This window comes from Sphingomonas sp., assembly GCF_019242355.1.
Taxonomy (GTDB): Bacteria; Pseudomonadota; Alphaproteobacteria; order Sphingomonadales; family Sphingomonadaceae; genus Sphingomicrobium.
Genome location: NZ_JAFAVR010000137.1, coordinates 1 through 17,516, shown reverse-complemented (window position 1 = coordinate 17,516; position 17,516 = coordinate 1). Strand labels below are relative to the sequence as shown.

Here is a 17,516-nt window from a genome sequence, read left to right as displayed (position 1 = left end):
CACCTGCGGGATGTCTCCGAGGCCGGGGCCGACCAGAAGGCAGCCGATGCGTTCATCGTTAACCGGCGCACTGTCGATCTGAACGATTGCGTGCGGCAGACCTTCGATCGGCTTCGAGGTGCTGACTCGGACATAGCCGGCGCCGGAGCGCGCGGCGGCGCTCGCCGACAAGGCGATGGCGCCCGGCATTGTGCCGGCAAGCGCATGGACCAGACCGCGGCTGTACTTATGGCCCGCCGGATCGAGCGGCGGCAGTGCGGGCGCGGCAATTTCGTGCCACTTGGTCTCGGCCGGAGCGCCTATATCGGCGAGGACGACCCTGCCGCACTTCGGCATCGCCGGGAACAGCCGATGGGCGGGCTTGAGCGCGCCGAAGGTGACGGTGAGATCGAACGCCGGGACGTCGGACAGGCAGGCTCCGCTATCGCTGTCGACGCCGCTGGGCACATCGCAGGCGATGCGGACGACGGCCAGTTTGCAGAGGCGAGAGAGCGCTTCGGCCGCAGCCTCTTCAAGCCCAGTCTTGAGACCAGTTCCGAACAGCGCGTCCACGAGGAGCGGCGCGAAGGGCGTCTCGCGAGTCAGCGGCTCGACGTCGCCAGTCCACTGGCCGCGCATCCGCCTGGCCGCGTCGCCTTTCGGGTCAGACAGTGCCGCGACACGGACCTTGAGACCGCGGTCGGCCAGCAGCCGCGCGGCGACATAGCCGTCCCCGCCATTGTTTCCCGGCCCGCACAGGACCAGCACGGGCAGTGGGCCGGCGAAGCGCCAGGCGGCGTCGGCGAGCGCTCGCCCGGCTCGCTCCATCAATTGATCGACGCTGCTGCCCGTCGCAATCGCGGCTTCTTCCGCACCGCGTATCGCCTGCGCTGTCAGGATGGGCCGCGCCGTCATGGCCCGACCTCTAACGCAACTCGGTCACGAGGCGCCACCATTCGCGCGGCACGGCGTCGGCGGCCGCATCACGAGCGGATTCGTCGTCGAACAGTGCGAAGCAGGTCGCTCCTGAGCCCGACATGCGCGCTAGCGTAGCTCCGGGCTGCGCGATGAGCCAGGCGAGCATCGTCTCGATCTGAGGGACCAGTGCTATGGCCGGCCCCTCGAGGTCATTGCGGCCCTTCCGCCAGTCGTGGAGCGGACCGCGGTCGACGCCGCCCCAACCGGCAAAGACCGCTGCGGTCGAGAGCGGAACGCGCGGATTGACCAGCAGCACCGGCCTTCCTGAAACCTCGGGCGCCCCGATCAGCGTCAGAGTCTCTCCGCCGTCCGTCCCCCTCGCCGGCATGCTCAGTAGGCAGGCAGGGACGTCGCTGCCGAGTCGGGGCGCGACCTGCTCGGCATGACGAGGATCGATGCTCCACAGCGAGGTCAGCAGACGTAATGCTGCCGCAGCGTCGGCGGACCCGCCACCAAGCCCCGACGCAACCGGCAGATTCTTCTTAAGGCGGATCGCTGCGCCAGCCTCGACCCCAGCGCTCGTCCGTAACGCTTGGGCGGCGCGGATGACGAGATTGTCGGCCCCCGCGAGATCCGCCGCAAACGGCCCGTCAATCTCCAGCGAAAGATCGTCCGCCGGTTCCGCGCTCAGGCGATCGCCGTCGACGCAAAAGGCAAACAGGGTCTCGATCGCGTGGCGTCCGTCGGATAGCCGTCCGCGCACGTGCAGGGCGAGGTTAAGCTTTGCCGGCGCGATTTCGCGCGCCGAAGCGCCGCCGTCGCTCAAGGCGCGGCGTCGCCAGGGACGAGCCCCGACGCGAGCTTCGCCTTCAACCGAGTGGCAGTGTCGTCATCCGCCGTCACCAGGCCAGCCGCCCAGGCGAAGCGCGCCTCGAGATGCTCGCCGTTGCGGAACAGGGCATCGCCCAGATGTTCCTGGATCTCGGCCTGGTCGGGATCCTTTTCGGCAGCGCGCTGAAGGGTTGCGATCGCCTCGGTGACCTTGCCGCGCTTGAATTCGGCCCAGCCGAGCGAGTCGGTGATCGAGGCATCATCGGGGGCGAGCGCACTGGCCTTGCGGATCATCGCCTCCGCCGCATCGACATCTTCGCCCCGCTCGAGCTTCGCATACCCCATGAAGTTGAGCAGCATCGGTTGGTCTGGCGCGATCGCGAGACCCTGCTGAAGCGCGGCCTGCTCCTCGGGCCAGCGCTTCGCCGCGTCGAGCGCGCTCGCCTGCAGCAAGAGCAGCGGCCATTGCTCGTCCTTCAGGCCCTGGGCTCGAGCAAGCGCGATGGCCCGACCATAGACGGCGGCGGCATCCTCCTGGCGCTTGGTGGCCGTATCGACGTCGCCGAGCCTGGTCAGGTCGTCGACGGTCGCATCCGGCCGCAGCGCAAGTGGCTGCGCGATGGCGAAGGCCTCGGCATAGCGCTTCTGTTCGATGAGGATGCGCACCTGAAGGTCGCGGGCGGCCGAGGCGAGCACGTCGTCGCCGGGCACGGAGCGAAGCGCTGCAAGCGCCGGCTCCGACTGGCCGGCATCATCGAAGACGAGGGCGAGCAGGATCGTCGCGCTCCCGTTGCGAGGGTCGGCGTAGCGGGCGGCCTGGACGAGTCCGATCGGGGGCGCGGTATGCTGCAGCTTGCCGACGTCCTCGGCGAAGGCAACGAGGGTCTCGCTGAAGGCCTTGGCGCCGCTGTCGATGACGCTGAAGTTGCGCTTGCGCTGAAGCACCTGTTGCCGTGCCGGCGGTCCGGCGGTGCCCATGCCTTTGAGGATGGCCAATGCATTGGCCTGGTCGCCGGCAGCGAGGAAGCCGTCGGCAAACGCCATCCGGAGGCGGTTCTCCCGGTTTTCGGAGGCTGCCGCGGCGCGCTCGGCGATCGGCGCCGCGTCCGCGGTGCGCCTGAACTTCAAGAGGATGAACGCCCGCTCCTCGTCCGCCATCGGCGCAAGCAGACTGTTGGCGGGCATCGCGTCCAGGACGTGAAGAGCGCCGCCCGCATCGCCGCTATCTGCAGCGGCCCAGGCGGTGATCAGCGGACCCAGGAAATCGAGCCCGCCCGTCGCGCTGTTCGCCGGCCTGAGCCAGACGAGTGCCTGGGCGTCGCGGCCGCGCCGAAGCTCATCCGCGGCCAGAAGCAGCCGGGCATCGTTGCTGAGCCGGGGCGCTGGCGTCGCCCGAGCAAGCTGAAGCGCGAGGTCCATCTGCCCCGCCGTGATCGCTTCGGACAGCGCCTTGCGGGCAAGGTCGGCGTCGGATGGCTGGGCGTCGGCCAGCGAGGCAAGCAGCGCGGCCGAACGGATGTGGTCGCCGTTGAAGGCGGCCGCGGCGGCCTGGACATAAGTGAGCTCGGGATCGCCCTGTGGCAGAGACGGCCTTGCCCACGCAGGCGTCGTGAGCGAAGCCAAGGCTATTGCCGTTGCCGCGATCCACTTACATGTTCGGGTAATTGGGGCCTCCGCCGCCTTCGGGTGTGACCCAGTTGATGTTCTGCGTCGGGTCCTTGATGTCGCACGTCTTGCAGTGGACGCAATTCTGCGCGTTGATCTGCAGGCGCGGCTCTCCATCGGCTTCCTCGACGAATTCGTAAACGCCCGCCGGGCAGTAACGCTGCTCGGGACCGGCATAGACCGGCAGGTTGATCGCCGTCGGTATGTCCGGGTCCTTGAGCGTCAGATGAACCGGCTGGTCCTCTTCGTGATTGGTGTTGGAAATGAACACCGAGGAGAGGCGGTCGAAAGTCAGGACACCGTCCGGCTTGGGATAGAGGATCGGCCCGGAAGCGTCCTTGCGCCGCGTCTTCAGGTTGTCGGCCTTGTGCCTCAGCGTCCATGGTGTGCGGATACCGAGATAGTTCAGCCACATGTCGAAACCAGCGAACAAGGTTCCGGCGAAGCCGCCCCAATGCGCCACGGCCGGCTGGGCGTTGCGGACAGTCTTGAGTTCCTTGACGATCCAGCTCTTGTGAAGGGTGTCGGGATAAGCCGACAGTTCGTCAGCGCTACGGTCCGTCGCAATGGCTTCGAACGCCGCTTCGGCGGCAAGCATCGCCGACTTCATCGCCGTATGCGTCCCCTTGATTCGGGGCACGTTCACGAAGCCTGCCGAACAACCAATTAGCGCACCGCCCGGGAAGACCAGCTTTGGGATCGCCTGGTAGCCGCCCTCGTTGATCGCGCGGGCGCCGTAGGAAACCCGCCGGCCGCCCTCGATCTCGGCGCGGATCGCCGGATGCGTCTTCCAGCGCTGCATTTCCTCGAACGGTGACAGGTAGGGGTTGGCATAGTCGAGCGAGGTGACGAAGCCGAGTGCGACCTGGTTGTTCTCCTGGTGGTACAGGAAGCCGCCGCCCCACGCGCCGTCGAGCGGCCAGCCCTGGGTATGGATCACTCGCCCGGGCTTATGCTTGTCGGCAGGAACGTCCCACAATTCCTTGACACCAAGGCCGAAAACCTGCGGCCCGCTGTCGTCGCGAAGGCCGAATATCTCGGTCAGGCGCTTGGTCAGGTGGCCGCGCGCGCCTTCCGCGAAGAAGGTATAGCGAGCGTGCAGTTCCATGCCCGGCTGGTAATCGGCGCGATGGCTCCCGTCGCGGGCGATACCGAGGTCGCCGGTCGCGACGCCGCGCACCGCGCCGTCTTCCGAGTAAAGGATCTCGGCCGCTGCGAACCCGGGGAAAATCTCCACCCCGAGTTCCTCCGCCTGCCCGGCGAGCCAGCGGCACAGATTGCCGAGGCTCAGTGTGTAGGTGCCGCGGTTGCGCATGAAGGGCGGCATCATGAGATGGGGCATCGCCCACTTGCCCGTGCGTGTGAGGACCCAGTGGTGGTTTTCAGCCACCTGCACCGTCAGCGGCGCACCCTTTTCTTTCCAATCCGGAATGAGCTCATTGAGCGCAATGGGGTCGACGACGGCCCCCGAGAGAATGTGCGCGCCAACCTCGCTCCCTTTCTCCAGGATGCAGACGGAGAGCTCGCGGCCGGCTTCATTGGCCAGTTGCTTGAGGCGGATTGCGGCGCTCAGCCCGGCGGGCCCGCCGCCGACGATCACCACGTCGTAGGCCATGGATTCGCGTTCGCTCATCGGCGTCCTTAACCCCTTGCTGCAGCGTCCTGCCGCGTCATCCACACATTTCGACTCGTCCGCACTGCCAATTCCTTGACCATGGCGTCAATGGCAGGTGAGTTACGAGCGTGGGCGGGGATTTGGACTTCATCGGCGTAGCCGAGGCGCGGAGCGCTCTTGCCTGGTGGCTTGAGGCGGGGGTTGATGTCGCCGTCCAGGAAGAGGCGCGGAATTGGCTGAAGGCCGCCCCGCCGCCAGCGCAGCGCGCGCAACCCGCGGTGGACGAGCCGCCGCGCGAGCCACTCCCGGAATCGCTCAAGGCGTTGCGCGAATGGCTATCGTCGAGCCTTCAGGTGCCGATGGCGCGGCCCGGCGCTCGCCGAGTTCTTCCGCATGGAGGCGAAGACGCGACGGTAATGCTGCTGGTCGATGCACCGGCGGCAGAGGATCTTGCGGCCGGCCAGCCAATCGGCGGCGACGCCTGGACACTTGCAGTGCGAATGCTGGCAGCGATCGGCGTAACGCCCGACCAGGCGTACAGCGCCTCGCTCTCCTGCGTTCATTCGCCGGGCGCCCGGCTGGACCAGAGGGCACGCCAGGCCTGCGCGGAAATCGCGCGCCGGCATGTGCGCCTGGCTCGGCCGCAGCGGCTTCTGCTTCTAGGCGACGGACCTTGCGCGGCGCTTCTCGACAAGCGGCTCACGGAAGCGCGCGGTCATGTCCACAAGGTCGAGGGGGTGCGTACGGTTGCGACCTTCCACCCGCGCCACCTCATTAATCGACCCTTAGACAAGTCGTTGGCATGGAAGGACTTGTTGCTGCTGATGGAGGACGAGTCGTGAAGTCCGGGCTGCTTGCCTTCGGAGCGTTGATCTGGTCCGCGCCGCTGCTTGCGCAGTCTGCGCCAGATCCGCTCGCTCCGCTTCCCGCGAATGCGGCGCGACAGCCCGGCACGGCGCAGCCGACCGCGGTCTATGGCCCGCCCGCCCCCGTCTATTCGCCACCGGCTCCGGCCTATTTGCAGCCGGCGCCGGCCTATCTCCCGCCATCAGCGACCGGGACGGCGACCCTCTCCGGCCAGCAGCCGATCGTACCGACGGTGGGCCAGGTCCAGGCTCCGCTCGTCCCTCAGGTCGCGGTGCGGCCGGTCGTCGTGCCGAGGACGTGGCGTGGCGTGTTCGACGCGATCGACGCCGGCAACTGGGCGTCCGCTCAGGCCGGCATCGCAACCCTTCCGCCGGGCATCCTGACGCCGGTCGCCAAGGCCGAGCTTTACACTGCCAGAAACTCCCCCGTGGTCGACCTGACCGCGATCCAGGCGCTCATCGCCCAGGCACCGGAGATCCCGGAAGCTGCCCAGCTCGCCGCGATGGCGGTTCGGCGGGGGGCGCTGATGGCGCCGCCGATCATCCCCGAAAGGGCAACGGTCAATCTCGGCTCGGCTCCGGTCCGCTATCGCGCCCACCCGGTGCAGGGCGAGCCCTATGCCGACCAGCTCCGCACCATCCTCGACCCGCTGATCAAGGCCAATGACGCAGGCGGCGCCGAGGCAGCGATGCTGACCTATACGCCGCAGATGTCGGCGGAAGCGCGCGCCGAAGCCGGCCAGCGGGTCGCCTGGGTCTATTATGTGCTCGGCCTGGACATGGACGCCCGCCGCGTGTCCGATACCTGGCGGGTAGGCGCGACCGGCGAGTGGGCATCGCAATCGGCCTGGGTCTCGGGCCTGGCATCATGGCGCATGGGCGATTTTGAGAGCGCCTCGCGCAACTTCCAGCAGGTCGCGTCGCTCGCCACCCAGCGTGAGCTTCGCGCCGGCGGCCTTTACTGGGCAGCCCGCGCGGAACAGGCCTGCGGGCGGCCCCGCTCGGTGGAGCCGCTGCTGCGCCAGGCGGCGCAGTCGCCGGAAAGCTTTTACGGCCTGCTGGCCCGCGAAACCCTGGGGATGGATACAAGGCTGCCCGCCGATCCCAATGCCGGGCGCGACCCGAGCATCGACCAGCTGCCCAATGTCCAGCGCGCCAAGGAGTTAACAAGGATCGGCGAGCCGGCGCTCGCGGGCGATATGCTCCGCCACCAGGCGAAGATCGGCTCCCCAGCCGAGCACCACGGGCTGATCCAGCTTGCAAAGACCCTCGACCTGCCGAGCGCCCAACTGTGGCTTGCGAACAATGGCCAGCCGGGCGCGATCTCCGACGGCACCGACCGCTATCCGACCCCGCGCTGGAGTCCATTGACGGGGTGGCGGGTCGATCCGGCTCTCGCCTTCGGCCACATTGTCCAGGAATCGGCCTTTCAACGCGAGGCGGTCAGCGGCGCCAACGCCGTCGGGCTCATGCAGGTGGTCCCGGATACGGCCGCGCTCATGGCCCGGACGCGCGGTATTCCATATTCTCGCTCAACCCTGACGGACCCCAGGCTGAACCTTGAATATGGGCAGACGACGATCGAGCGCTACCGCAGCTCGGCGCCAACTGCGGGCCAGCTGCCGCGAGTGATCGCCGCATACAATGCGGGCCTTTCGCCCGTCAGCCGTTGGGCAAGCATCAACGACAAAGGCGACCCGCTGCTGTGGATCGAGTCCCTGCCCTATTGGGAGACGCGCTATTACGTCCCGGCCGTGCTTCGCAACATGTGGGTGTACCAGGGCATCGATCATGAGAGCCAACCGACGCTGAAAGCCATGGCCGAGCACCGCTGGCCGGCTTTTCCGGCCGTAGCTGGCGGGACGGACGCTTATGGATCGGGTCGTCTCGACCGCTAGGCTGGCATTCATGATGTTCTTGTTTCGTTCTCGTCGGCGCCGTACAATTCATCCATGCCGGTCGAGTCGAGAAGCGGCCGCGGGGCGACCCGCAACGCCACACCCACCCGCTTCAGCCTGAAGGAGCGCGTCGCCGAGGGCGAGTGGCTCGACCAGGTCGAAGCGCTCGACGGAGTGCCGAAGCGCCGGACCGCCGTGACCATCGAGCATCCGCGCTCGATCCTGACGCGCAACAGCTCTCCCGACATCGGCTTCGACCGCTCGATCAATGCCTATCGCGGATGCGAGCATGGCTGCATCTACTGCTTCGCGCGGCCGACGCACGCCTATCACGACCTGTCCCCCGGCGTGGACTTCGAATCGCGACTCTTCGTGAAGCCCAATGCGGCGCAACTGCTTCACTCGGCGCTGTCCCGCCCTGGCTATGAATGCCGCCCGATCGCAATGGGCACCAACACCGATCCCTATCAGCCCATCGAGGAGCAGTGGCGGATCACTCGGTCGATCATCGAGCTCCTGCTCGAATGCCGGCATCCATTCACGATCACAACCAAGTCGGATCGGGTGTTGCGCGACCTCGACTTGCTGAAACCCGCTGCGGCGCTCGGGCTGGCCGCAGTGGCCGTGTCGGTGACATCGCTCGACCCGAAGACGGCGCGCACGCTCGAGCCGCGGGCGCCGCAGCCGCGCAAACGTCTTGCGGCAGTGAAGGCGCTGAACGAGGCGGGAGTCCCATGCTCGGTCGCGATCGCGCCCGTGGTGCCGCAGGTCACCGACCATGAGCTCGAGCATATTGTCGAAGCCGCGGTAGAGGCCGGCGCGGTCGGCGGCTTCTACCTGCCCGTCCGCCTGCCGCACGAGGTCGCACCCTTGTTCCGCGCCTGGCTCGACGAGCATTTCCCGGATCGCGCCGGCAAGGTGATGGCGACGATCCGCTCACTTCGCGGCGGCCGCGACAACGATCCCGATTTCTTCAGCCGGATGCGCGGGCAAGGCCCCTGGGCGGACCTTCTGCGCACGCGCTTCGAGATCGCGTCCAAGAGATATGGCCTCCGCAAGGCCAGGTTTCCGCTTCGCACCGACCTGTTCCAGCCGCCGGAGGGCGATCAGATGCGGCTGCTCTAGACCCCGGCATCCGGGCCGGAGCCGAAACGGCAGTCGCTGCGTTAAGCGGCGAGACAAGGAGGCCAACCATGCGCATCGCTCTCTTCATTTCGCCACTGCTGCTGCTCGGCGCCTGCAACGTCAGCAACGACGGCAATGCCGTGACCATCCAGTATGATCAGAATAAAGCGGAGAACACGGCCGCGGACATCGGCAACACCGCTCAGAACATCGCCGGCGACATTGGCAACGACGTGCAGAAGACGGGCGACAAGATCGACAACAAGGTCGTCGTCAACAAGTCGACGAGCACGGATCCTAACGGCAACACCACGACGACCACGACGACCGTCACCACCGAGAACAAGGCGAAATAGCCGCGCGAACACGCGCCGGGATCGCTGGGCTGCCGACCGTCCCGGTGCGGTAGCGTCTTGATGGTCGGGGAGACAGGATTCGAACCTGCGACCCTCTGCTCCCAAAGCAGATGCGCTACCAGACTGCGCTACTCCCCGACAAAACGGGCCCCTACCAGCAGCGCCGCCATGGAGTAAATCCGTGGTCGCTCGCCGCCTCGTTCCGTGAGCCCTCGATACGATCGGATCGCCATGCGTCGGTCCATCGGACTGCCGGTACGCGGAGGTGGTGGGCCCGGCAGGATTCGAACCTGCAACCTAGCCGTTATGAGCGGCCGGCTCTACCATTGAGCTACAGGCCCTGCCCGGCTGGAATGCGATAGACGGCGGCGGCTGCCTCGCCAAGGCTGTGCGGTCAGCCCGAGGGAAGCGTGAGCGTAATCCCGGCGCCGCTGGTCACGAGGTCGCCCCCGGCGATCCGCGCCAGCCCGCGAACAAGCCGAAGCGTGAAGCCGATTCGAAGATCTGACCCCTCGCCGCCCGATGTCGCGTCGAACAGCTGATGGTCGGTCGCGCTTTGGAGCGCGCGCGGGCGGGTGATCGAGAAGCGGCCGCTGCTCCCGGACTTGTCGACTGCAAGCCGGAGCCGCTCGCCGCGGCCGGCATGCTCGATGATCGTCGAACATAGCCTGTAGAGCAGGCGGTCCAGCAGCTCCGGCTCGACCCTGCAGGTCAGCGGCTGGCCGGGGCGCGCGATGTCCAGCTCGACCCGGCGAGCAGCGGCGATCTCGCGCAGCGATGCCGCAAGCGCCTCGACCTGATGGCCAAGGTCACTCCGCCGTTCGCCCGCGGCCGTCGATGCATGCAGCTGCGCGGCGAAGTCGAGGTCGTCGATCGCCCCGAGCAGGAGCCGTGCCTGGGCGACGATGTCGGCCGCGCGCTCGCGGTAGCGGCGGTCGGCGGGGCCCAGGAACTGTCCCTCGATGATCTCGGCGAAGCCAATGATGGCATTCAGCGGCGTTTTGATCTCGTGCACGAGCTCGCGGAGGGAATCGGGGTCGGCAAGGAGGTCCGGTCCCCCGGACGGCGCCGCGGCGGCCGGCGGCACGTCGCGCATGGCGATGCCGCGATAGCCGGCGAAACGGCCGTCGGCCGGGTCGAAGGCAGGGACGCCGCTGATCTTCCACTCGCCCGAGACGACGCCGTCGCCCGGAACCATCAGGCCGGCATCGCGGAAGGGGGCGCGCATTGCAAAGGCGCGCGCGACCTCGCGGTCGATGCGCCCGCCGCTCTCGTCCTCCGCCCGGGCGATCGTTCGGCCGATAAGGGCGCCGCGCGGCGCTCCATCGACCCAGGCAATTTCGCCCGACGGCTGGCATTCCCACCGGAACAGGGCCGGAGCCCCGGGAGGCGGTGCGTCGGCAGACTGCTCCTCGGGCGGGAACGACTGCACGTCGCGGCTTCGCCGCCGCCGCTCGATCCGGGCGACGACCTCACTAAGGGAGCGTCCGGAGGACGAGGGCTCGTCGGACCCGGCCATCACCGGCTCAGTTTCCGGCTTACGCTCGCGAACGATTGCCCCTTTCGGTTCGTGGATGATTTCATTCGCCGGTTCGGGGGCGTTATCCGGGACCTCGGGTTCGGGCTCGACCTCGATCGTGGCTCCCCTGCGCGGCTCGCGCTTGCTGCGAGGTTCGGCGCGAGCTTCGATAAGCTGGTCGGTGGGGTCGGGCTCTGGAGTGACGACCAGTTCGGGGTGAAGGGTCTCGACGAAGCGCCGGGTCTCGGTGTCGGCACCGGCCAGCAGCGACCGCCACTGCGCCGGCTGAAGAGTTGCCGCGGCGAGCACCGGGGCGGAGACGGCGAGCTTGTCCCCGGCGAAGCATTCGAGCAGCGCCAGCGGCAAAGGAAGCGATGCGACGGCCCGGGCCGCGGCGGCGCGAAGGCGCTCCTCGACGCCGCCGGATTCGCTTCGGATCGACTGCAGGGCGCGCGTAACGGCCGGGCTCGTCGCATTGGGCCCTGCCCGGGCGACCAGGTCGACGAGCTGCCGCCAGCGCACGGCCCGGTCGTGGCGGTCGCGTGCTGGCTGGTTCAACACGGTGAACAGACGATCGTCGAACCGCACTCTCGATATTATTCCTACCGACGCACCTCAGGAGGCTCTATGCGCCCGCCGCTCCGCCGCTAAGCCGCCGATGATGAGCCGTCCCCAAATGGAACAGCGCGCAAGCCCACATCAAGCGTGGGTCTGGAGATAGACCAGCCAGAACTTGGCGAGATCGCCGCGGGTCCCGGAAACGGCATTGAAGGCCGCGGTTGCGCCAGCCTTGTCGCCCGACCGCGCGAGCGCTTCGCCAAGCCGGAGGTTGGCCAGGTTCGACTCGACTCCCTTGGCCAGCGCCTGGCGATAGAGCGCCGCCGCCTTCGAATAATTCCCGGCCGCATAGTAGCGGTCGCCGACGCGCAGGAAGGCGTTGGGAATCGCCGCCCCTTTCTCCGCCGCTGCGAGGTCGGCCGCGGTTGGGACCTTGCCGCGCGTCGCTGCGAGAAGTTGGGCAACGTCCGAGTCCCCGGCCCTGAGCTTGCCCGCCGCGATGCCCGCGTCGATCGCGGCCTTCGCCTCGCCGTAGTTCGCCTGGTCGAGTTCCTTGCTTGCGTAGACCTCATAATCGTTCGCGCTCTGCATCGCATTGGTCACGGTCGACAGGCGGAGGAGGTCGATGACGTTGTCGGGATCTGTGCCGTTGAGGTTGCGATAGATGGCGAGCGTGTTCCGCCACGAATCATCGCTGGGATAGGCGATGAGCCAATCGCGAGCGATGCCGACGCTCGAGGGGAGCTTGGCCTGGTACGCAAGGGCCGTTGCGTTGCGATAAAGGTCCTCGGACGGCTTCTGGCCGGACGCCTTGCTCATCTGGATCGCGCGCTGGATTGCGGCAGACGCGTCGGCGTTGTGCCCCTGCTTGATCCGCGTCTGGGCGATGAGGAGGACGGCATTGCTGTCGTTCGGCGCCAGGCTGCTCGCCTTCTCGAACGCGGCAGCCGCGGGATCGTATTGGTTTGCCTTGAGGTAGTTAGCGCCGAGCTGCGTGTAGAGCTCGGCGACGCCCGATGCCGGAAGCGCGTTCGACGCGGCAACGGCGTCGATCGCCTGCTGGGCAGCGGTCATGTTGTTGGACTTGATCGCGGCATTGAGCTGCAGCCTGGCGACCCAGTAATGGTCGCCGGGCGTGTTCGCCACGGCCTGCGCTGCGGCGAGCTTCGCCGGAATGTTGGCGGTGTCGTCGGCGTTGATCGCCGTCTGCAGCGCCATGATCGCCGCCTGAGCCTTCGGCGAGGGCTTGGGCTGGTCCGCCGCGGGGGCCGCCGAGGTGGCCGGGGCAGTGGCCGGCTGTGCGCCGGCCGGAGCGGCAATTGCTGCGATCGCAAGCGCGACGGCTGCGAGGGGTGGCGTCATGACGGTTCTCCCGTGAAAAGCATATGGTTAAGATCGACGCGGCCCTTAACCCTCCGCCGGACATAGGCCAAGCGCCCTGATCGGCGGACCGCCCGCTGACCGCAGCCTTCAGCCTACGCGCGCGCGTGCCCGTGCGAGCGCGCGCGGGGTGGCGCGCGGCGCGTCCATGCCCTAGATAGGGGTTGGGGGATGCCGAGGGCTGCCACGGCCCCAACCACGCACATTCAATCGACAGGATTTCTCCTTGGCCACTGAACCGCCCATCAGCGACGGCGATACCAACTCCACTCCTCCCTCAGGCGGCGGCTCCGGCAGCGACATCGCGCCGATCTCGATCGTCGAGGAGATGAAGACTAGCTACCTCGACTATGCGATGAGCGTCATCGTCAGCCGCGCGCTGCCGGACGTCCGCGACGGTCTGAAGCCGGTTCACCGGCGCATCCTCTTCGCCTGCCAGGAAGCCGGCTATGTCGCCGGGCGACCCTACCGCAAGTCGAGCCGCATCGTCGGCGACGTCATGGGTAAGTATCACCCTCACGGCGACCAGGCGATCTACGACGCCCTCGCCCGCATGACCCAGGACTGGTCGATGCGCGTGCCGCTGATCGACGGCCAGGGCAATTTCGGATCGATGGACCCCGATCCGCCGGCGGCCATGCGCTACACCGAGGCGCGGCTCGCAAAGGTCGCCAACTTCATGCTTGGCGACATCGACCGCGACACGGTCGACTTCCAGCCCAACTACGACGCCTCGGAGCGCGAGCCGCAGGTGCTCCCTGCCCGCTTCCCGAACCTGCTCGTCAACGGCGCCGGCGGAATCGCGGTCGGAATGGCGACCAATATCCCGCCGCACAACCTCGGCGAAGTGCTTGCCGCTTGCCGCGCCTATATCGAGGACCCGGCGGTCACCACCGAAGCGCTGATGGAGCATGTGAAGGGCCCGGACTTCCCGACCGGCGGCTTCATCCTCGGCCTCGCCGGAATCCGCAGCGCCTACACCACCGGCCGCGGCTCGATACTCCAGCGGTCGCGCCACCATGTCGAGGAGGGTCGCGGCGACCGCCGCTCGATCGTCCTCACCGAAATCCCGTACCAGGTTGGCAAGAACGGGCTGGTCGAGAAGATTGCCGAAGCCGCCAAGGACAAGCGCATCGAGGGCGTCAGCGACATTCGCGACGAGTCCAACCGCGAGGGCGTCCGGATCGTCATCGACCTGAAGCGCGACGCCACGCCCGAGGTGGTCCTCAACCAGCTCTGGCGGCACACCCCGGCGCAGTCGAGCTTCCCGGCCAACATGCTCGCGATCCGCGGTGGCCGGCCCGAGACGCTCAACCTGCGTGACATCATCGAGAGCTTCGTCAAATTCCGCGAGGAGGTCATCACCCGCCGCTCGAAATTCGAGCTGCTGAAAGCCCGCGAACGCGCCCACATCCTGCTCGGCCTCGTCGTCGCGGTCACCAACCTCGACGAGGTCGTGCGCTTGATCCGCGGCTCGGCGAGCCCGGCGATCGCCCGCGAGAAATTGCTCGAGCGCGAATGGCCGGGCGACCAGATCCGCTCCTACATCGCGCTCGTTGAAGCGGTCGAGCCGCAGGCCGCCGGCGAAACCTACAGGCTGAGCGAAGCCCAGGTGCGCGCCATCCTCGAGCTCCGCCTGCACCGCCTGACGGCGCTCGGCCGCGACGAGATCGGCAACGAACTCGAGGGCCTTGCCAAGAGCATCGGCGAACTTCTTGAAATCCTGGCCAACCGCGCCCGGCTCTACGAGGTCATGCGCGAGGAGTTCGACGCGGTCGAAGCGGAGTTCGCGACCCCGCGCGTCACCGAACTCGCCCCCGCCGCCGACGGCATCGACGACGAGGACCTGATCGAACGCGAGGATATGGTCGTGACCGTCACCCTTGGCGGCTACATCAAACGCAGTCCGCTCTCCGTGTTCCGCGAGCAGAAGCGCGGCGGCAAGGGCCGAGCCGGCATGGCGACCAAGGACGAGGACGCGGTGACGACGCTGTTCGTCACCTCGACCCACAATCCGGTGCTGTTCTTCTCCAACCTCGGCCGCGTCTACCGGATGAAGGTGTGGAAGCTGCCCGAGGGCGGGCCCAACACGCGCGGGCGGCCGATGGTGAACCTGCTTCCACTCGCAGCCGGCGAGACCATCTCGACCGTCCTGCCGCTGCCCGAGGACGAGGCGGAATGGGGCGGACTGCACATCATGTTCGCCACTGCCCACGGCACGGTGCGGCGCAACAGCATGGCGGCCTTCACCAACATTCCGACAGCCGGAAAGATCGCGATGCGCTTCGGCGCTGGTGCGGTGGAGGAGAGTGAAGGCGAAGATTCGGACGTCCAGTCCGATCCGACCGATCGCCTCATCGGGGTTTCGCTCCTGACGGAAGAGGACAATGTCCTCATCGCCACGCGCCACGGCAAGGCGATCCGCTTCAGGGCGACGGACGTCCGCGAGTTCCAGTCGCGCACCTCGACCGGCGTGCGCGGTATCCGCCTGCTCGGCGACGACCAGGTCATCTCGATGTCGATCCTTCACCGCGTCGGTACCAGCCAGGAAGAACGCGAAGCCTATCTTCGCTCGCCGCGGTGGCGCGACAGGGATGGAGCAGAGGGGCTGACGAAAGAGCGCTATGCCGAGCTCGTGGAAAAGGAGCAGTTCATCCTGACAATCACCGAGAACGGCTTCGGCAAGCGTACCAGCGCCTACGAATATCGCCGCACCAACCGCGGCGGCCAGGGCATCACCAACATCGACACATCCGCCCGCAACGGCTGCGTCGTCGCCAGCTTCCCCGCGCGCCAGGGCGAGCAGCTGATGCTCGTCACCGACCAGGGCAAGATGATCCGCACGACCGTCGCCGACATCCGCATCATGAGCCGCGGCACGCAAGGGGTCACGATCTTCCGCGTCTCCGACAATGAGCATGTCGTCAGCGTCGCGCGCATCGACGAGAGCGACGAAGAGGAAGTCGAGATCGAGGCCGAGCCCGAGATCGCTCCCGACGAAGGCGCCACCGTCGGCGAAAGCGAGCTCGACAAGCCGGTGGACCCGGAAGCGGAGTAGGTTCCGGCGTGCGACGAGCGGCGGAAACCTCCGTCGACTCGCCCGCGTTTTCACTGGCAAGAACAGCCAGGAGAATGTGCCGATGCCCCTTCCCAACAACGCGCTCGTGCTTGTCGCCGACGGCCGCAAGATGCTGTTCTTCCGTAACCAGGGGGACGAGAACCAGATCGACCTCAGGACCGAAGCACACGACGAGCGCGAGGATCGCAAGGACCGCGACATCAAGAGCGATGCGCCGGGAACGGCCCAGCAGAGCGCCGGATATGGCCGGTCGACCTATGAGGAAACGGACTTCCACCAGCAGGAGGAAGACCGCTGGATCAAAGACGCGGCCGACGAGCTGAAGAAGCGGGCTCTTCGCAACGACTTCGATGCGCTTGCGATCGTCGCTCCGCCGAAGGCCCTCGGAGTCCTCCGCAAGGAGCTTCACAAGGAAGTCGAGAAGCGCATCGTCTGCACCGTGAACAGGGAGATGAGCGGCCGCCCGATTCCCGACATCGAGGCACTGCTCGACGAGCATACGCGCCCCGAGGAACTGCCTACGGCCTGAACACCGCAACTTTGTTGGTGTGTATTACCAGTGTATAGCAGTAGCACGGATGAGGCTCTTGAGGGACTAACCGTAACTGTCTGAGTTCGTTCACTTCGTGTGGTTGGCACGCTTCTTGATTTGATCTCCCTTGCAGCATCCTCGCTGCCCGCAACAAGGGAGACCGTCAATGATCACCGCAACCATCGTCGCTGTCGCACTCGGGCTGACTCCAGTCGACGCGAACAATCCCGCGCAACTGATCACCAACGATTATCAAGGGGCGGTCGGACGCTATTCCGAACAGATCAGCCCGAAAGGCGTCGTCCACGTGCGCGGCTCGGACCCTCGTACCGGCGCTCCCTACGAGCTGACGATCGATCGCGCAGGCTATGTGATTGCCACGGTCGGCGATCAGGAAGTGCGGTTCCGCGCCAGACCGGCGAATTGAGTTGCGAGCCCGGCTCAGGGAGCCGGGCTCGACTGTGCTTCGGAGGCAGATGGCGGAGCCTGAATCACATTCAGCCGCTGGGCCTGGGCGAGATGCATCTGCACCAGCGGCACCGCCTGCGAGGCGACGTTGCGAAGCACCGGGACGTCACCGCTCGCGGCATAATTCCAGTGCAGCAGGAGCGCCGCCCGGTGAGCACTGATCTGCGCATTTTTGAAGGCGACGTCGAATCCGCGCCCCGGAGCTTCCGCCCGCAACTGGGCGAGCAGCACCTGCTGTGCCGGAAGCAATCCGGGCGGCGGCGGGACCAGCCCGGCGGCCAGGGCCGCATCGATCAACATCCGGTTGGTGCGCGTATGTTCAGCAATCAACAAATTGCCGAAGTTCCTGACCTGGAGACTCGCCGCCATCTGCTGAGCGAGCTGTCCGGACATGATCTCGAACTGATCGCTACTCGAGGCCTGGGCGAGGTAGCCGCGCGCCATGAGGGGATTATCCATGTCGATGACGGGCGTGGTCGTGGTCGTGGGAGGCGACGGCCGCGCTCCCACACAGCAGGCCGCAATTGCCATGGCTCCGCCCAACAGGATCGTCAGAATCCTCATCTCGTCGTTCCCCATTTTCGCCTGGGGGCCGAGACGCCGCCCCTCGGCGCGACTGCTAGCGCCGGCTATTGTTGCTGTGTTGCCAGACCCGCACGTAATCCACTTCGAACCGCTGCGGCAGCGCGGCTTCGCCCATCCCCCTCGGGGCGGCCCAGTCGCCTCC

At 67.1% G+C, this 17,516-nt stretch carries 14 protein-coding genes and 2 tRNA genes; 7 read left to right on the top strand and 9 right to left on the bottom strand.

Annotation, left to right across the window (positions count from 1 at the left end):
- From JOZ79_RS06600 to JOZ79_RS06585, 4 genes are all read right to left on the bottom strand, one after another.
- Positions 1 to 894 (bottom strand): NAD(P)H-hydrate epimerase (locus tag JOZ79_RS06600; protein ID WP_294072248.1); only part of this gene is annotated, 894 nt, incomplete at its 3' end.
- A gap of 10 nt (positions 895 to 904) precedes the next feature.
- Complete coding sequence (locus JOZ79_RS06595; protein WP_294072247.1) at positions 905 to 1,723, bottom strand: 4-(cytidine 5'-diphospho)-2-C-methyl-D-erythritol kinase; 819 nt, start codon at positions 1,721 to 1,723, stop codon at positions 905 to 907.
- Entirely contained in the window at positions 1,720 to 3,351 is a 1,632-nt protein-coding gene (locus tag JOZ79_RS06590) for a tetratricopeptide repeat protein (protein ID WP_294072246.1), read from the bottom strand. The genes JOZ79_RS06595 and JOZ79_RS06590 overlap by 4 nt, the downstream gene beginning before the upstream one ends.
- A gap of 25 nt (positions 3,352 to 3,376) precedes the next feature.
- Positions 3,377 to 5,026, bottom strand: coding sequence for an electron transfer flavoprotein-ubiquinone oxidoreductase (locus tag JOZ79_RS06585; protein WP_294072244.1), 1,650 nt, complete (start codon positions 5,024 to 5,026; stop codon positions 3,377 to 3,379).
- A 110-nt stretch (positions 5,027 to 5,136) separates the two neighbouring features.
- Between JOZ79_RS06585 and JOZ79_RS06580 the strand changes: the two genes are divergently transcribed.
- From JOZ79_RS06580 to JOZ79_RS06565, 4 genes are all read left to right on the top strand, one after another.
- On the top strand, positions 5,137 to 5,850 hold the full coding sequence (locus tag JOZ79_RS06580) for a uracil-DNA glycosylase family protein (protein ID WP_294072242.1): 714 nt from the start codon (positions 5,137 to 5,139) through the stop codon (positions 5,848 to 5,850).
- On the top strand, positions 5,847 to 7,772 hold the full coding sequence (locus tag JOZ79_RS06575) for a transglycosylase SLT domain-containing protein (RefSeq protein ID WP_294072230.1): 1,926 nt from the start codon (positions 5,847 to 5,849) through the stop codon (positions 7,770 to 7,772). The genes JOZ79_RS06580 and JOZ79_RS06575 overlap by 4 nt, the downstream gene beginning before the upstream one ends.
- 54 nt (positions 7,773 to 7,826) lie before the next feature.
- Positions 7,827 to 8,897, top strand: coding sequence for a PA0069 family radical SAM protein (locus JOZ79_RS06570; RefSeq protein ID WP_294072227.1), 1,071 nt, complete (start codon positions 7,827 to 7,829; stop codon positions 8,895 to 8,897).
- Between the two features lie 68 nt (positions 8,898 to 8,965).
- Complete coding sequence (locus tag JOZ79_RS06565; protein WP_294072224.1) at positions 8,966 to 9,253, top strand: hypothetical protein; 288 nt, start codon at positions 8,966 to 8,968, stop codon at positions 9,251 to 9,253.
- Positions 9,254 to 9,314: 61 nt separating this feature from the next.
- Here the strand turns inward: JOZ79_RS06565 and JOZ79_RS06560 are convergent.
- The 4 genes from JOZ79_RS06560 to JOZ79_RS06545 form a co-directional block, all read right to left on the bottom strand.
- Positions 9,315 to 9,391 (bottom strand) — tRNA-Pro (locus tag JOZ79_RS06560).
- Between the two features lie 128 nt (positions 9,392 to 9,519).
- Positions 9,520 to 9,594 (bottom strand) — tRNA-Ile (locus JOZ79_RS06555).
- Between the two features lie 53 nt (positions 9,595 to 9,647).
- Entirely contained in the window at positions 9,648 to 11,360 is a 1,713-nt protein-coding gene (locus JOZ79_RS06550) for a HAMP domain-containing sensor histidine kinase (RefSeq protein ID WP_294072221.1), read from the bottom strand.
- A 111-nt stretch (positions 11,361 to 11,471) separates the two neighbouring features.
- Positions 11,472 to 12,692 (bottom strand): tetratricopeptide repeat protein, encoded by a 1,221-nt coding sequence (locus tag JOZ79_RS06545; protein ID WP_294072219.1) that lies wholly within the window; start codon positions 12,690 to 12,692, stop codon positions 11,472 to 11,474.
- 262 nt (positions 12,693 to 12,954) lie between these two features.
- On the opposite strand from JOZ79_RS06545, the gene gyrA reads away from it, so the two are divergent.
- The 3 genes from gyrA (at position 12,955) to JOZ79_RS06530 (ending at position 16,748) form a co-directional block, all read left to right on the top strand.
- Positions 12,955 to 15,768: a DNA gyrase subunit A gene (gene gyrA / locus JOZ79_RS06540; protein WP_294072249.1), complete on the top strand. Its 2,814-nt coding sequence runs from the start codon at positions 12,955 to 12,957 to the stop codon at positions 15,766 to 15,768.
- Between the two features lie 82 nt (positions 15,769 to 15,850).
- A complete protein-coding gene (locus JOZ79_RS06535; protein WP_294072218.1) occupies positions 15,851 to 16,318 on the top strand; it encodes a host attachment family protein in 468 nt (155 codons plus the stop codon).
- Positions 16,319 to 16,487: 169 nt separating this feature from the next.
- Positions 16,488 to 16,748 carry a hypothetical protein gene (locus JOZ79_RS06530; RefSeq protein ID WP_294072216.1) on the top strand — a complete coding sequence of 87 codons (261 nt, stop codon included), beginning with the start codon at positions 16,488 to 16,490 and terminating at the stop codon, positions 16,746 to 16,748.
- 14 nt (positions 16,749 to 16,762) lie between these two features.
- Here JOZ79_RS06530 and JOZ79_RS06525 read toward each other — a convergent pair whose 3' ends face one another.
- A complete protein-coding gene (locus tag JOZ79_RS06525; protein ID WP_294072214.1) occupies positions 16,763 to 17,353 on the bottom strand; it encodes a DUF4142 domain-containing protein in 591 nt (196 codons plus the stop codon).
- Positions 17,354 to 17,516: the final 163 nt, after the last annotated feature.

What these genes read in the sequence shown, in the direction of transcription:
- JOZ79_RS06570 (WP_294072227.1), top strand. Translation starts at nt 7,827, where the DNA reads ATGCCGGTCGAGTCGAGAAGCGGCCGCGGGGCGACCCGCAACGCCACA.
- JOZ79_RS06565 (WP_294072224.1), top strand. Translation starts at nt 8,966, where the DNA reads ATGCGCATCGCTCTCTTCATTTCGCCACTGCTGCTGCTCGGCGCCTGC.
- JOZ79_RS06525 (WP_294072214.1), bottom strand. Translation starts at nt 17,353, where the DNA reads ATGAGGATTCTGACGATCCTGTTGGGCGGAGCCATGGCAATTGCGGCC.
- JOZ79_RS06530 (WP_294072216.1), top strand. Translation starts at nt 16,488, where the DNA reads ATGATCACCGCAACCATCGTCGCTGTCGCACTCGGGCTGACTCCAGTC.
- JOZ79_RS06585 (WP_294072244.1), bottom strand. Translation starts at nt 5,026, where the DNA reads ATGAGCGAACGCGAATCCATGGCCTACGACGTGGTGATCGTCGGCGGC.
- JOZ79_RS06535 (WP_294072218.1), top strand. Translation starts at nt 15,851, where the DNA reads ATGCCCCTTCCCAACAACGCGCTCGTGCTTGTCGCCGACGGCCGCAAG.
- JOZ79_RS06545 (WP_294072219.1), bottom strand. Translation starts at nt 12,692, where the DNA reads ATGACGCCACCCCTCGCAGCCGTCGCGCTTGCGATCGCAGCAATTGCC.